The sequence below is a fragment of the Vibrio sp. Vb1166 genome, from assembly GCF_033338695.1.
GTDB lineage: Bacteria > Pseudomonadota > Gammaproteobacteria > Enterobacterales > Vibrionaceae > Vibrio > Vibrio alginolyticus.
In genome coordinates, this window is the sequence record NZ_JAWOTE010000051.1 from 1 (window position 1) to 14,193 (window position 14,193).

The 14,193-nt window shown below is 46.2% G+C and carries 13 protein-coding genes; all 13 read left to right on the forward strand.

All coding sequences use genetic code 11. The annotated features are described in order from the left end of the window. Positions 1–3: 3 nt before the first annotated feature. The 13 genes from R7E51_RS23460 to R7E51_RS23520 all read left to right on the forward strand — a co-directional run bounded on the left by R7E51_RS23460 (position 4) and on the right by R7E51_RS23520 (position 13,686). Positions 4–831 (forward strand): CheR family methyltransferase, encoded by an 828-nt coding sequence (locus R7E51_RS23460; protein ID WP_005382024.1) that lies wholly within the window; start codon positions 4–6, stop codon positions 829–831. A gap of 303 nt (positions 832–1,134) precedes the next feature. Further along, positions 1,135–1,530, forward strand: a complete 396-nt coding sequence (gene flgB, locus R7E51_RS23465) for a flagellar basal body rod protein FlgB (RefSeq protein ID WP_005382026.1) — start codon at positions 1,135–1,137, stop codon at positions 1,528–1,530. A 5-nt stretch (positions 1,531–1,535) separates the two neighbouring features. Next, positions 1,536–1,949 carry a flagellar basal body rod protein FlgC gene (gene flgC, locus R7E51_RS23470; RefSeq protein ID WP_005393132.1) on the forward strand — a complete coding sequence of 138 codons (414 nt, stop codon included), beginning with the start codon at positions 1,536–1,538 and terminating at the stop codon, positions 1,947–1,949. 17 nt (positions 1,950–1,966) lie between these two features. Then, on the forward strand, positions 1,967–2,677 hold the full coding sequence (gene flgD, locus R7E51_RS23475; protein ID WP_005382029.1) for a flagellar hook assembly protein FlgD: 711 nt from the start codon (positions 1,967–1,969) through the stop codon (positions 2,675–2,677). 30 nt (positions 2,678–2,707) lie between these two features. After that, the gene (gene flgE / locus R7E51_RS23480; RefSeq protein ID WP_005382030.1) at positions 2,708–4,021 is read left to right on the forward strand and encodes a flagellar hook protein FlgE; all 1,314 of its coding nucleotides are present in this window, start codon (positions 2,708–2,710) and stop codon (positions 4,019–4,021) included. A 330-nt stretch (positions 4,022–4,351) separates the two neighbouring features. After that, positions 4,352–5,101, forward strand: a complete 750-nt coding sequence (gene flgF, locus R7E51_RS23485; protein ID WP_005382031.1) for a flagellar basal-body rod protein FlgF — start codon at positions 4,352–4,354, stop codon at positions 5,099–5,101. An 18-nt stretch (positions 5,102–5,119) separates the two neighbouring features. Next, positions 5,120–5,908 carry a flagellar basal-body rod protein FlgG gene (flgG, locus tag R7E51_RS23490; protein WP_005382032.1) on the forward strand — a complete coding sequence of 263 codons (789 nt, stop codon included), beginning with the start codon at positions 5,120–5,122 and terminating at the stop codon, positions 5,906–5,908. A gap of 30 nt (positions 5,909–5,938) precedes the next feature. Further along, positions 5,939–6,718, forward strand: a complete 780-nt coding sequence (gene flgH / locus R7E51_RS23495) for a flagellar basal body L-ring protein FlgH (RefSeq protein ID WP_005382033.1) — start codon at positions 5,939–5,941, stop codon at positions 6,716–6,718. Between the two features lie 43 nt (positions 6,719–6,761). Beyond that, positions 6,762–7,853: a flagellar basal body P-ring protein FlgI gene (locus R7E51_RS23500; protein WP_005393118.1), complete on the forward strand. Its 1,092-nt coding sequence runs from the start codon at positions 6,762–6,764 to the stop codon at positions 7,851–7,853. Between the two features lie 16 nt (positions 7,854–7,869). Beyond that, positions 7,870–8,796, forward strand: a complete 927-nt coding sequence (gene flgJ, locus R7E51_RS23505) for a flagellar assembly peptidoglycan hydrolase FlgJ (protein WP_025768948.1) — start codon at positions 7,870–7,872, stop codon at positions 8,794–8,796. 160 nt (positions 8,797–8,956) lie between these two features. Next, positions 8,957–10,897 carry a flagellar hook-associated protein FlgK gene (gene flgK, locus R7E51_RS23510; protein ID WP_206958478.1) on the forward strand — a complete coding sequence of 647 codons (1,941 nt, stop codon included), beginning with the start codon at positions 8,957–8,959 and terminating at the stop codon, positions 10,895–10,897. Positions 10,898–10,910: 13 nt separating this feature from the next. Then, positions 10,911–12,104 (forward strand): flagellar hook-associated protein FlgL, encoded by a 1,194-nt coding sequence (gene flgL, locus R7E51_RS23515; protein WP_206958476.1) that lies wholly within the window; start codon positions 10,911–10,913, stop codon positions 12,102–12,104. 427 nt (positions 12,105–12,531) lie between these two features. Continuing rightward, positions 12,532–13,686, forward strand: coding sequence for a flagellin (locus tag R7E51_RS23520; protein ID WP_085570130.1), 1,155 nt, complete (start codon positions 12,532–12,534; stop codon positions 13,684–13,686). Positions 13,687–14,193: the final 507 nt, after the last annotated feature.

The window sequence follows — 14,193 nt, forward strand, 5'->3', positions numbered from 1 at the left end:
TTAATGACTGCTATTACAATCAGTGATCAAGAGTATCGTGACTTTAGCCGTTTTCTAGAATCGCAATGTGGCATCGTGTTAGGTGATAGCAAGCAATACCTCGTGCGTAGCCGACTGAGTCCTTTAGTGACGAAGTTTAAGCTCGCATCGTTATCAGATTTGCTACGTGATGTTGTTACAGGGCGTAATCGAGAATTACGAGTCGCCGCTGTGGATGCGATGACGACTAACGAAACCTTGTGGTTTCGAGATACTTATCCGTTCACGGTTTTAGCTGACAAATTATTGCCAGAAGTAGCGGCAAGTAAGCGCCCAATTAAGATCTGGTCTGCTGCCAGTTCATCGGGCCAAGAACCGTATTCTATTGCAATGACGATCCTGGAAACGCAACAGCGCAAGCCGGGCTTGTTACCAAACGTGTCCATTACAGCCACAGATATTTCGGCAAGTATGCTCGAGATGTGTCGTGCAGGGGTGTACGACAACTTGGCTTTGGGTCGCGGGCTTTCACCAGAACGTCGTCGCACCTTCTTTGAAAATGCGGACGGTGGTCGCATGAAAGTCAAAGATAACGTCAAGCGTTTGGTGAACTTTCGTCCACAAAACTTGATGGACAGTTACGCACTGATGGGTAAGTTCGACATCATTTTCTGTCGTAACGTATTGATTTACTTTTCTCCAGAAATGAAATCTAAAGTGCTTAACCAAATGGCGAGCAGTTTAAACCCTGGTGGCTACTTGCTGTTAGGGGCATCAGAGTCGCTAACTGGTCTGACTGATAAATTTGAAATGGTGCGCTGTAATCCGGGCATCATTTACAAGCTTAAATAGCGGTATCTCTTCATTGATAGAAAAGCCTGACTTCGTGTCAGGCTTTTTTTGTTTGTTACCTTTCTGCGCCGAGCGCCTCATGTATCACTCAATTAGTTGAAGCGCGTTTTTGCCTTGTGCCCTCAACACGGTGTATCTTTATTAAGTGACAAAGTGATACGACATGACATTCCAGTTACTTTGGCTCACTTATTGCTATTTCAATTCACGGTAACCACTAGGTTGGTGTAATGCTTTAGGTTTTGGCATGCTAATTGCTTTTTGGTTATCAATCACGGTCAGTTCTTAATTGTAGAGGCAAACATGGCTATATCTTTTGACAATGCACTAGGCATCCACCAGCACACGGTGGGCGTACGTGAACGCAATGCAGAGGTGATTTCCACCAATATCGCACAAGCAAACACGCCTGGTTACAAAGCAAGAGGTTTAGACTTTGCGAAGGAATTGCAAGCGGCAACATCTGGGGCAAGCATTGGTCTTAGTCGCACAGATGGTCGGCATATTCCTGCCACTACAACGTTGGTTGGGGACAAGTTATATCGTCTTCCTACGCAACCAGATACGGGAGATGGCAACACGGTAGACTTGGATTTAGAGCGTAACTTGTTTATGCAAAACCAAATCAGACACCAAGCATCACTCGACTTTCTAGGCAGCAAATTCAAGAACTTAACCAAAGCAATCAAAGGGGAATAATTTAGATGAGCTTATTTAACGTTTTCAATGTGACAGGTTCCGCAATGAGCGCTGAATCCGTTCGTCTGAATACTACCTCAAGCAACTTGGCGAACGCCGACAGTGTCAGCAGCTCTGCGAAAGACACTTACAAAGCGCGTCATGCAGTGTTTGGTGCAGAGTTAAGTAACGCCATGCGTGGCGGTGATACGGTGCCAGTGAAAGTGATGGGTATTGTAGAAAGTGATAAACCGCTGAGTGCGGAGTACAACCCAGATCATCCCCTTGCAAACGAAGAAGGCTACATTTACAAGCCTAACGTCAATGTAATGGAAGAAATGGCAAACATGATTTCAGCTTCTCGTGCATACCAAACTAATGTACAGGTCGCTGATTCTAGTAAACAAATGCTGCTGCGTACGCTGCAGATGGGTCAATAAGGATAAGGGGGTAGCGTATGGCCGGAATTAACAACGTTGGTCAAAGCGGCTTGTCCTATATCGACCAGCTTAAAAGTCTACAAGAGAGTAACAAGAAAGCGGAAGAGAGCACGGGTAAGCAGGATCTAAAACAGGAAGACTTCTTATCATTGCTCACGAAGCAACTGTCTCAGCAAGACCCTTTTAAGCCGGTGAGTAATGACCAGATGATTGCGCAAATGGCTTCATTTGCGACCGTTGATGGCATTGGCAAGATGAACACTCAGTTTGAGAGTTTGAATTCGTCAATGACATCAAATCAAGCGTTACAAGCTTCCTCTTTGGTAGGGCGTGACGTATTGGTCCCAGGAGCAGCAGGTGTGAAGCAGGACGACGCACCAATGGCGGCAATGGTTAAGCTTTCACAATCTATCGATAATCTGTTTGTTCGTGTAGAGGATGAAGCTGGCCAACTGGTTCGTACCTTTGAGGTAGGGGCGAAACCAGCCGGCGACACGCGTGTGCTTTGGGACGGTAAAGATGAAAGCGGAAATCCACTGCCAGCTGGCAAATACAAAGTGAAAGCGTCTGGCTTAGTTGAAGGGGAGTCGCAAGAGTTCCCAGTATCGACGTATGCCAACGTAAACAGCGTATTGCTTGGCAAAGGTGACGGAAACGTATTACTCAATCTGGCTGGTTTTGAGTCGCCAGTTCGACTTGCAGAAGTATTGGAAGTCGGCAAAGCGTAGTCATAGCTCGCTAGATTAGGAGATTTTGGAATGTCATATGTATCTTTAAGCGGTTTGTCCGCCGCCCAACTGGATTTGAACACCACCAGTAACAACATTGCGAACGCCAACACTTACGGCTTTAAAGAGTCCCGTGCTGAGTTTGCTGATGTCTACTCTAACTCTTTATTTACTAACGCAAAAACCACACCGGGTGGTGGTGCGCAAGCAAGCCAAGTGGCACAGCAGTTCCATGAAGGCTCTAGCATTTACACCAACAACCCAATGGATTTGCGTGTTTCGGGGACAGGTTTTTTCGCTGTAGCGAAAGAGCGTCTAACTCCACAACAGAATGAACTGACACGTAATGGTGCATTTCACTTAAATAAAGAAAACTACATGGTGACCGCGAACGACGAGTTCTTATTAGGTTACCAAGTGGACCCAAGCTCTGGTGAGGTTTCTTCATACGAGCCACAACCCATCAATATTCCTGCTGAATTTGGTAAGCCAAAACAAACAGCAAACATTGAAGTGGGTGTGAACTTGCCAGCGAACGGCGATTTGAAAGATCCAACGCAGTTTGATTTTTCAGACCCAGATACATACAACCGTTCAACCTCTTCGACAATTTATGACTCGATGGGTCAGTCTTACAAGCTAACGACGTATTACTTGAAAGATCAGACTCAGCCAAATACATGGAACACTTACTACACCGTGACAGATAAAGAAGGTGAAAAGCCTTTAAATGTTGCGGCTGGTGATGCGCAAACGCCAACAGGTCATGTGGGGCATACCATGAAGTTCAATAACGATGGTACGTTGGCGAGCTTGAACAATGGTCAGCCAATCACTTCTGTGGCTCTGGGCGATCCGGCGACGAACACGACACCAGTCGATATGAATGGTGCCGATCCTGCGCAGACGCTTAACTTCGGCTTAGGCTCAGCAACACAGTTTGCGGCTCCGTTCGAACTGACTAAGTTTGACGAAGACGGTGCAACAACGGGCTTCCTAACCAAAGTTGACTTCGATGAAAACGGCAGCGTATTGGGGACTTACTCAAACGGTGAAAACGTTACATTGGGTCGTGTTGCTCTCGTACGTGTTCCAAACGAGCAAGGTCTGGATAAGAAAGGCGGCACTCAATGGGATTCAACGCAGTTCTCTGGTGACAAGATCTGGGGTGAATCAAATAAAGGCTCTTTCGGCACCATCAATAACGGTATGCTGGAACAGTCAAACATTGATATGACGCAGGAGTTGGTGGACCTGATCTCTGCTCAGCGTAACTTCCAAGCAAACTCACGTTCGCTAGAAGTACACAACCAACTACAACAGAATATCTTACAGATCCGCTAGAGTACTAGCTGGGTCATTCGATACTCTGCTTGAGTAAGCAATGGCGTGTGGTTGCTTCTTAGTAATTACCGCTTTGTTCACTTTCATCATGACATTCATCTGATGCTTAGCCTGAATACACCTCACTCAGGCTAAGCATGCTTTGATCTACGATTTGCCGCTGTTGCCGCCGTATGGATCAAAACCTTGCCTCTCGTTACAGTTTTCTGCCCCTATTGACCTCTTTTAATTGTTGATTGTTAATTCAAAGTATTGATTGATAAGCCTATTTTTGTTTTGGCATAACTATTGCTTTTACTCCGTGTACAGAGAGATTTTTTGGAGTAATTTATGGATCGCGCACTGTTTCTCGCAATGAGTGGTGCCAAGCAAAATATGCAGGCACTACAATTGCGCGCTAATAACTTGGCTAACGTAAGCACGACCGGATTTCGGGCTGATTTAGCACAGGCTCGCTCAATGCAGGCTTATGGTGAAGGCCATCCTTCACGTGTGTTCAGCATGACAGAGCGTCCAGGGCATAACTTTGCTCAAGGTAGCGTGATTACAACAGGGCGTGATCTGGATGTGACGATTGAAGGCAGCGGCTGGATATCGGTACTCGATCACACAGGGAAAGAAGGGTTGACCCGTAACGGCAACCTAAAAGTCGATCAAAATGGCATGCTTACCAACGCAAGTGGTCATTTGGTGCTGGGTGAAAACGATGCGCCGATTACTTTGCCTATCCCTCTCTCCAAAATTGAAATCGGTCGGGATGGCACCATCTCTGTACTTCCTCAAGGTGCCCCGGCAGAAGAATTCCAAGCGGTTGATCGCATTAAGCTCGTTAAGCCTAATGATCAAAGCTTGTTTAAAGACACCAATGGCTTATTTCGCCATAAAACTCCAAACCAACCTTACGAAGCAGACGCGACTGTTAGTCTCCAGACGGGAGCGATAGAAGGCAGTAACGTGAATGCCGTAGGTGAAATGACCGCATTGATTGACTTACAACGTCAGTTTGAAATGCAAGTCAAGATGATGAGCACAGCTGAAGAAATGGATAAATCTTCAGATTCACTGCTTCGTATGAGTTAACAGAGTTAGAGGTTCACTATGCATCCAGCACTATGGGTAAGTAAAACAGGTCTAGACGCCCAACAAACCAACATTGCCACGATTTCGAACAACTTGGCGAACGCCTCTACTGTCGGCTACAAAAAGAGCCGTGCAGTATTCGAAGATTTGTTCTATCAGAACATCAACCAGCCTGGCGGCCAGTCATCTCAGAACACGGAACTGCCAAGTGGCTTGATGTTAGGTGCGGGTTCTAAAGTGGTTGCGACGCAAAAAGTGCACACGCACGGCAATGCACAGACAACGACCAACGCACTGGACATGATGGTGGAAGGCGACGGTTTTTTCCAAGTGACATTGCCGGACGGCAACATCGGTTATACCCGTAACGGTCAGTTCACGCTAAATGGTGAAGGCACGTTAGTCACGTCGGGTTCTGGCTACCCTGTAGAGCCTGAAATTGTGATTCCAGAAGATGCGATTTCTATTACTGTCGGTACGGATGGTGAAGTGTCGGTTCGCGTCCGAGGTCAGCAAGACAACCAAGTCGTTGGTCAGCTAACCATTACAGACTTTGTTAACCCGGGTGGCCTAGAGCCAATTGGTCAGAACCTTTACTTACCAACGGGTGCCAGTGGCGATCCACAAGAGGGTGTTCCAGGTTTGGACGGTTTGGGTGAAATTCGTCAATCCATGCTGGAAGCGTCCAACGTGAATGTAACGGAAGAGTTGGTCAACATGATCGAAGCCCAGCGCGTTTACGAAATGAACTCAAAAGTGATCTCGTCAGTCGATAAAATGATGAGCTTCGTTAACCAGCAATTGTAACGATTAAGAGCAAGATTTGAGGAGCTCACGATGAAACGTATTTGCCTACTCGCTTTGATTGCTACGATGTCGGGCTGTGCCATGTTGGAACCGATTGAAACGGATGAAGTGACACAAGCAACCACTGTGGTCGACGCAGTAGAAGGCGATAAATCGAAAGAAGAGAGCAGCGGTATTGTAGATACTTTACGTGGTAGAAGTGATCCGGTTGCTGGCGACCCTGCTTGGGCTCCAATTCATCCGAAAAACAAGCCTGAGCATTACGCTGCTGCAACAGGTTCGTTGTTTAGCGCCGAGCACATTACCGATCTATACGACGATTCTAAACCACGTGGTATTGGCGACATTATTACCGTAACACTGGATGAGACAACCAGTGCGACGAAAAGCGCAAATGCCGATTTATCGAAAACCAATGAAGCGCAAATGGACCCGCTTCAAGTGGGCGGAGAAGAGCTGCAAATTGGCGGAAAATATAATTTCTCTTATGACTTAAACAACTCCAACTCATTTGCAGGTGACTCTTCTGCAAAGCAGAGCAACAGCATCAGTGGTTACATCACTGTTGAGGTGATCGAAGTACTGGCAAACGGCAACCTCGTGATCCGCGGTGAGAAGTGGATGACGCTAAATACGGGTGATGAGTACATACGTTTAAGTGGCACTATTCGTCCGGATGATATTAATTTCGACAACACCATTGCATCAAATCGCGTTTCTAACGCAAGAATTCAGTACTCTGGCACTGGTTTGCAACAAGATATGCAAGAGCCAGGCTTCTTGGCACGATTCTTTAATGTAGCGCTATAACACGCCGTGCTGACGGCAATTTGACTGCAAGAGATAAGTAAGCATGAAAAAACTCCTTTTAGTACTGATGAGCGTTGCTCTGTTTTCTACCGTAGCCCAAGCCGCACGTATCAAAGACGTCGCGCAAGTGGCAGGTGTACGAAGCAACCAACTCGTGGGTTATGGTTTGGTTTCAGGCTTACCTGGTACGGGTGAAGCGAACCCGTTTACAGAGCAAAGTTTCGCCGCCATGCTGCAAAACTTCGGCATTCAGATGCCGCCGGGCACAAAGCCAAAAATTAAAAACGTTGCCGCAGTCATGGTTACGGCCGAATTGCCGCCTTTCTCTAAACCGGGTCAGCAAGTGGACGTGACTGTCTCTTCCATCGGAAGTGCTAAAAGTTTGCGTGGTGGCACCTTGCTGCAAACGTTCCTCAAAGGTCTCGACGGTCAAGTTTACGCGGTTGCTCAAGGTAACTTAGTAGTGAGCGGCTTCAGTGCTGAAGGCGCTGACGGTTCTAAAATCGTAGGTAACAATCCAACCGTTGGTCTTATCTCTAGTGGTGCGACAGTAGAGCGAGAAATTCCAAACCCATTTGGTCGTGGTGATTACATCACGTTCAACTTGCTTGAGTCAGACTTCACAACGGCTCAACGTATGGCGGATGCTGTAAACAACTTCCTTGGCCCACAAATGGCGAGCGCTGTTGACGCGACATCAGTGCGCGTGCGTGCTCCTCGTGACGTCAGCCAGCGTGTTGCGTTCTTATCGGCAATCGAAAACCTAGAGTTCGACCCAGCAGATGGTGCAGCCAAAATCATCGTTAACTCACGAACGGGCACCATCGTAGTTGGTAAGCATGTGCGTCTTAAACCTGCAGCAGTAACGCATGGCGGCATGACGGTTGCGATCAAAGAAAACCTGAATGTTAGCCAACCTAACGGCTTTTCTGGTGGGCAAACCGTTGTCGTACCAGACTCGGATATCGAAGTCAGCGAAGAGCAGGGCAAGATGTTTAAGTTTGAGCCAGGCTTAACGTTGGATGACTTGGTCCGTGCAGTGAATCAAGTCGGCGCAGCGCCGTCGGATTTGATGGCTATCTTGCAAGCATTGAAACAAGCTGGTGCCATTGAAGGCCAGTTGATCATCATTTAATGGTTAGGAGGTAGGTATAATGAACAATCCTAACGACATTGGTTTTATTCATGACATCAGTTCGCTGGATACCTTGCGTCAAAAAGCAGTGAAGGAAGGTAAAGATGGCGAGCAAGAAGCACTGCGTGCAGCAGCTCGTCAGTTCGAATCTATTTTCACCTCCATGATGTTGAAATCCATGCGAGAAGCCAATGAGGGCTTTGAGTCCAACATGATGAACAGCCAAAACGAGAAGTTCTACCGACAAATGTTGGATGAACAGATGGCGAGCGAATTGAGTTCGTCTGGTTCAATGGGACTGGCCGATATGATTGTTAAGCAATTAACGGCTGGGCAAGGGAACGACAAAAAAGAAACGGCTATGCGTGATGCGGCAAACAATGCTGCGGAATATCGTCGTGTTGACCCGAAAAAAGCGCGCGAGATTGAACAGCGCTTGATTGAATCTGGTCAACTATCTCGACCAAGCAATGAACCCACTCGATTCGATTCACCAGAATCCTTTGTTAACTCGATGAAGCCATACGCGGAGAAAGCTGCGAAAGCCCTAGGAGTCGAGCCATCTCTGCTACTTGCGCAAGCCGCTTTGGAAACGGGGTGGGGGCAAAAGGTCGTGAAGAACGCGCGTGGCAGCAGCAACAACTTATTTAATATCAAAGCAGATCGAAGCTGGCAGGGTGACAAAGTGACGACTCAAACTTTAGAGTTCCACGATAACACGCCAGTGAAAGAGACGGCAGCGTTTCGCTCCTACTCAAGTTACGAAGACAGCTTTAATGACTTTGTACGATTTTTGAATGACAACCCACGTTACGAGACAGCATTGCAGCAACGCGGGAATTCAGAGTCGTTTATTCGCGGTATCCACAGTGCGGGTTACGCGACCGATCCGAACTACGCAGATAAAGTCCTGCAGGTGAAGGATAAAATCGAAAGTATGTAATGTCTCTGCGCCAATTTATGACGTTCTCGAAGGCTTGCCATAGTGCAAGCCTTCACTTTATCTGAATATCTACGCCTTTCTATCACTTGGCACATCTTTTGCTTTTGATGTGTCTAGGTGATCGGTTTTGCCGATTTATATTTCGTTTTCGGGGGCATGTATGGCGTCAGATCTTCTGAATGTAGGTACTCAAAGTGTGCTTACTGCTCAGAGACAATTAAACACCACTGGTCATAACATTTCTAATGTTAATACAGAGGGTTATAGCCGTCAGTCTGTTATCCAAGGCACGAATGATCCGCGCATGTTTGGTGGTTCTACCTACGGCATGGGTGTGCATGTGGAAAATGTTCGCCGCTCGTGGGATCAGTTTGCCGTGAATGAACTGAACCTGTCGTCGACCAACAATGCCAACAAAACGGATACCCAAGACAATCTTGATATGCTCTCTAGCATGTTGAGCTCCGTAGCATCGAAGAAAATTCCCGAGAACCTGAATGAGTGGTTCGATGCGGTAAAAACCATGGCAGATACCCCGAACGATTTAGGGGCACGAAAAGTGGTATTGGAAAAGGCGAAAATCTTCTCTGATACATTAAATGATTTCCACGAAACCGTTCGACTGCAATCTGATGTCACCAATAAAAAATTGGATATGGGCATTGAGCGCGTTAACCAACTTGCGTTGGAAATTCGCGATATTCATCGACTGATGATGCGCACCCCCGGCCCACATAATGACCTGATGGATCAGCATGAAAAGCTGGTTACTGAGCTGTCAGAGTACACCAAAGTTACCGTAACCCCACGCAAAAATGCGGAAGGGTTTAATGTTCATATCGGCAATGGACACACTCTTGTTTCTGGCACGGAAGCAAGCCAGCTCAAAATGATCGATGGCTATCCGGATGTTCATCAAAGACGATTAGCAATGGTGGAAGGGAATGGCATTAAAGCGATCAAGTCTGATGATATGGATGGCAAAATCGGCGCTTTACTTGAAATGCGCGACAAACACATCCCACAACTGCAAGATGAAATGGGCCGTTTAGCAACGGGCTTCTCCTACAAAATTAATCAGCTGCAATCTCAAGGTCTGGATCTCAACGGTAAGATAGGTAAAGACGTATTTACCGATGTGAACTCTGAGCTGGTGGCAAAATCTCGAGTTTTTGCTGCGCCTGACTCTCAAGCTGATGTTGCGGTTTACATCGAGGATATTTCCGCGATCAAAGGTGGTGAATATTCGCTGCGTTATGATGGCGACCAATACAGCGTGACAACACCGAAAGGTGAGCAAATGTCGTTGAACATCGACCGTTCGGATTCGTCGTTTGTTCTGGATGGTATGAAAGTGCAAATTGGTGAAGGCCTTGCCGCCGGTGAGCGCGTATTGCTACGCCCAACGAGAAGTGGTGCAGCCATCATAAAGATGGAAACCAATGATGCAAAAGCTATTGCCGCACAAAGTTATGAAGCCTCAACCACTTTTGCCCAAGGTAACGCCAAGTTTAAAATTCGTGAGGCGGGGGATGTTAAAGAGTTTGAGGTTACCGTACACCCAGCCGACGAGAAGCATGATAAGCCGTGGTTAAAGATCACGGATAACAAGGGTAATTTACTATCGGACAAATACTCATACCCGTTAGATAAAGATAACCCGATGATTGAAATCTCAGTGCCGAAAAGCCATCCGCTGTATAAAAACGGCGATGCAACCGTGTTTGAGTTGAGCGAAGGCGCACTGATGAATGATAAATTCACCGCAAACTTGGTGCCTTCTGAAGGTGGTAACGGCAACTTGAGAAAAATGCAGAAGATCCAAACAGACAAGATGATGGATGGAAAATCCAGTACCTTGATCGATGTTTATCATAACCTCAATACCGAAGTTGGACTGAAGTCTTCTACAGCAAACCGTTTAGCCTCCGTCGCTCGTTTAGAGCATGAAGCGGCGCAAGAGCGCGTTGCTTCTATTTCTGGTGTTAACCTCGATGAAGAAGCGGCCAACATGATGAAGTTTCAACAAGCGTACATGGCTTCATCACGCGTGATGCAAGCGGCGAATGATACCTTCAATACCATTTTACAACTGAGGTAAGGAGAAGAGATAAGTGCTAACCCGAATTTCTAGTTTCCATAACTATCAGTCCGTACAAAATGATCTGCGTCGTCAAGAGAATAAGGTTCACCACAACCAAGAGCAGCTTGCTTCAGGGAAAAAGTTACTGAAACCTAGTGACGACCCCCTCGCTGCGCATTACATCCAAAACATTAGTCAGCAACAAGAACAGCTACAACAATATCTTAGCTCGATAGTGTTGGTGCGTAATCGTCTAGAAAACCACGAAGTTAATATCGCCAATGCGGAGAATTTTGCCGACGAGTCGAAGCGCTTAACGATGGAGATGATTAACGGTGCCTTTTCTGCTGAAGACCGACAAGCAAAGAAGCGTGAGTTAGAAGAGATTGCGAACAACTTCCTTAACTTAGTGAACTCGCAAGATGAATCTGGTAACTACGTGTTTGCAGGCACTAAGCCAAAAAGTCAACCATTCTATCGCGATAAAGACGGTAGTGTTCAGTACGCTGGAGACGATTATCAGCGCAAAATGAAAGTCTCTAGCATGCTTGAGATGCCAATGAACGATCCTGGCAGCAAGCTGTTTATGGAGATACCAAACCCATTTGGCGATTATCAGCCGAATTACGATCTACAAAACGGCTCTGAGCTGTTGCTAAACAAAGCCACTAACGTTGACGCGAATGATGATGCGGCGTATCGCGTGACATTTGTCGATATGAATAACGGCAAATTTGGTTACCAATTAGAGCGTAACGGCAAAGTAGTGGATGCCGATGAGTTTTCTCCAGAGAAAGGGATTGAATACAAAGGCCTGAAAGTGCACGTAAAAGGCCAAATTACGCCTGGTGACAGCATTGAGATCGAAAAGCGGGCAGAGTTCAGCATTTTCGATACCTTCAAGGATGCAATGGCATGGTCAGACAAATCGGTTTCGGATACGTCGGCGACCGCCAAATTGCACCAAATGACAGAAGAATTCCACGCTGCTTTTATCCATTTGAATAAAGCGCGTACAGATGCCGGTGCTCGATTGAGTACGCTGGATATCCAAGAGCAAAATCATGAAGACTTTAATTTGTCTCTGGCAAAAGCGAAGAGCAACTTTGAGGACTTGGATTACTCTAAAGCCGTGATCGAGTTCAGTGAAAACTCGCGAGCGTTACAGGCATCGCAACAAGCATTCGGTAAGACCAAAGATCTAACGTTGTTTAACTACATCTAGTATGACACTCATACACATTGTCTGATTTTGATGCCTTATGTGCAAAGCCTTAAGCGCGATAAGTCGACGTAACCTGAGAGTCTGAGATGTCATGCGGCACGATTTTACCCAAAGCGGCAATGATGCGGGAGGCAAGTCGGGCGGCAACAGGGCAGCGTTCAATACCCTTGGGCTAAGGTGAGTCTGACAAACCGGAAATAGCTTAATGATAAAGCTAACTTATTGTTTATTTGATTCTTTTAAAAGTAGTTAAATAATTTACGCAAGTTGGCACACAAATTGTATTGAAAATATCAGAACAGATTTAGAGATTCTAAACCCTGCGTTTAAGGCAGATTTAGCAAGTAACTTTTACGGTCAGTGCTTATCCAAATGAGAGTAAAGCTGGCCGCTTCGCAAAAGCTTGCGAACTCAACAGGAGAGCAAAATGGCTGTAACAGTTAGTACTAACGTCTCCGCGATGACCGCGCAGCGTTACCTAAACAAAGCGACTGATGAATTAAACACGTCGATGGAGCGCTTATCTTCAGGACATAAGATTAACAGTGCAAAAGATGATGCGGCAGGTCTACAGATCTCTAACCGCTTAACTGCACAGTCTCGTGGCCTAGATGTCGCAATGCGTAACGCGAACGATGGTATCTCGATTGCACAAACCGCTGAAGGTGCGATGAATGAGGCAACCTCTGTCATGCAACGAATGCGTGACCTTGCGATTCAATCATCGAACGGTACTAACTCTCCAGCTGAGCGTCAGGCGATCAACGAAGAGTCAATGGCATTGATTGACGAGCTAAACCGTATTGCAGAAACCACTTCATTTGGTGGTCGTCGTCTATTGAATGGCTCATTCGGTGAAGCAGCATTCCAGATTGGTGCGAGCTCAGGTGAAGCCATGATCATGGGACTCACCAGCATTCGTGCGGACGATACTCGCATGGGCGGTGTGACCTTCTTATCTGAGAACGGTAAAGATAAAAACTGGAGCGTTGACCCAGCTAAATCTGACTTGAAGATCACGCTACCAGGTATGGGTGAAGACGAAGACGGCAATGTTGATGATCTAGAAATCAACATTAATGCCAAAGCGGGCGACGACATCGAAGAGCTTGCCACTTACATTAATGGTCAGTCTGATATGATTAATGCGTCTGTAAGTGAAGATGGCAAGTTGCAAGTTTTTGTCGCGCATCCAAACGTTCAGGGTGAGATTTCTATTTCTGGTGGATTAGCATCTGAGCTTGGCCTGAATGATGAACCTATCAGAACGTCAGTACAAGATATTGATATGACCACGGTACAAGGTTCTCAAAACGCGATTTCTGTGCTGGATTCGGCACTGAAATACGTAGACTCGCAACGTGCAGACTTAGGTGCGAAGCAAAACCGTTTGAGTCACAGCATCAACAACTTGGCGAATATCCAAGAAAACGTTGACGCCTCGAACAGCCGAATTAAAGATACAGATTTTGCGAAAGAAACCACGCAAATGACCAAAGCACAAATTTTGCAACAGGCAGGTACATCGATTCTTGCTCAAGCGAAACAGTTGCCAAACTCTGCAATGTCACTATTGCAGTAGTTTACTTAGCCTGTACTCAATACATTCAGACGTGGATGGGAATGCAGGCTTTTGGCAAGCAGCTTTACAATAGAATGAGCGGCTCTCTCATCTCTCACCTGCCAATCATTTTCAATGTAAAGTTGCACTCGGTATGCCGGAAATGTGTTCATTTCTCTTGATCTCCACATAGGCTCTGGCGACCAACCTAGCCCCAGTTCTCTCAAAGGAAAAGGGGCTTTTTCTTTTCTAATCTTCACGTCTATCGTCTGCGAACTTACCTTTAATTGTTTCCTTTTGCTGATTTTCTATACAATTTAGCCCTCTCGGCTCGATTTGTGGAAACTTGAGCACTTTTTCTTACTTTTCTTCAATTTTATTAGCTAAATCTCGCAATGTTATTTTTTTAAACTTTTTTCTAAAGCTTCTGAATTTGGTGTCGTTAATAGAGGTAACTTTGAGAGAACTACTTGGTTTTCCGAGACGTCGGAAACCGCTACACCGGAAAATCAATTGGAGAAATCACCA

Coding starts and splice junctions, on each gene's coding strand:
- flgB (WP_005382026.1), top strand. CDS start 1,135: ATGGCTATATCTTTTGACAATGCACTAGGCATCCACCAGCACACGGTG.
- R7E51_RS23500 (WP_005393118.1), top strand. CDS start 6,762: ATGAAAAAACTCCTTTTAGTACTGATGAGCGTTGCTCTGTTTTCTACC.
- flgK (WP_206958478.1), top strand. CDS start 8,957: ATGGCGTCAGATCTTCTGAATGTAGGTACTCAAAGTGTGCTTACTGCT.
- flgC (WP_005393132.1), top strand. CDS start 1,536: ATGAGCTTATTTAACGTTTTCAATGTGACAGGTTCCGCAATGAGCGCT.
- flgG (WP_005382032.1), top strand. CDS start 5,120: ATGCATCCAGCACTATGGGTAAGTAAAACAGGTCTAGACGCCCAACAA.
- flgH (WP_005382033.1), top strand. CDS start 5,939: ATGAAACGTATTTGCCTACTCGCTTTGATTGCTACGATGTCGGGCTGT.
- R7E51_RS23520 (WP_085570130.1), top strand. CDS start 12,532: ATGGCTGTAACAGTTAGTACTAACGTCTCCGCGATGACCGCGCAGCGT.
- flgD (WP_005382029.1), top strand. CDS start 1,967: ATGGCCGGAATTAACAACGTTGGTCAAAGCGGCTTGTCCTATATCGAC.
- flgF (WP_005382031.1), top strand. CDS start 4,352: ATGGATCGCGCACTGTTTCTCGCAATGAGTGGTGCCAAGCAAAATATG.
- R7E51_RS23460 (WP_005382024.1), top strand. CDS start 4: ATGACTGCTATTACAATCAGTGATCAAGAGTATCGTGACTTTAGCCGT.
- flgE (WP_005382030.1), top strand. CDS start 2,708: ATGTCATATGTATCTTTAAGCGGTTTGTCCGCCGCCCAACTGGATTTG.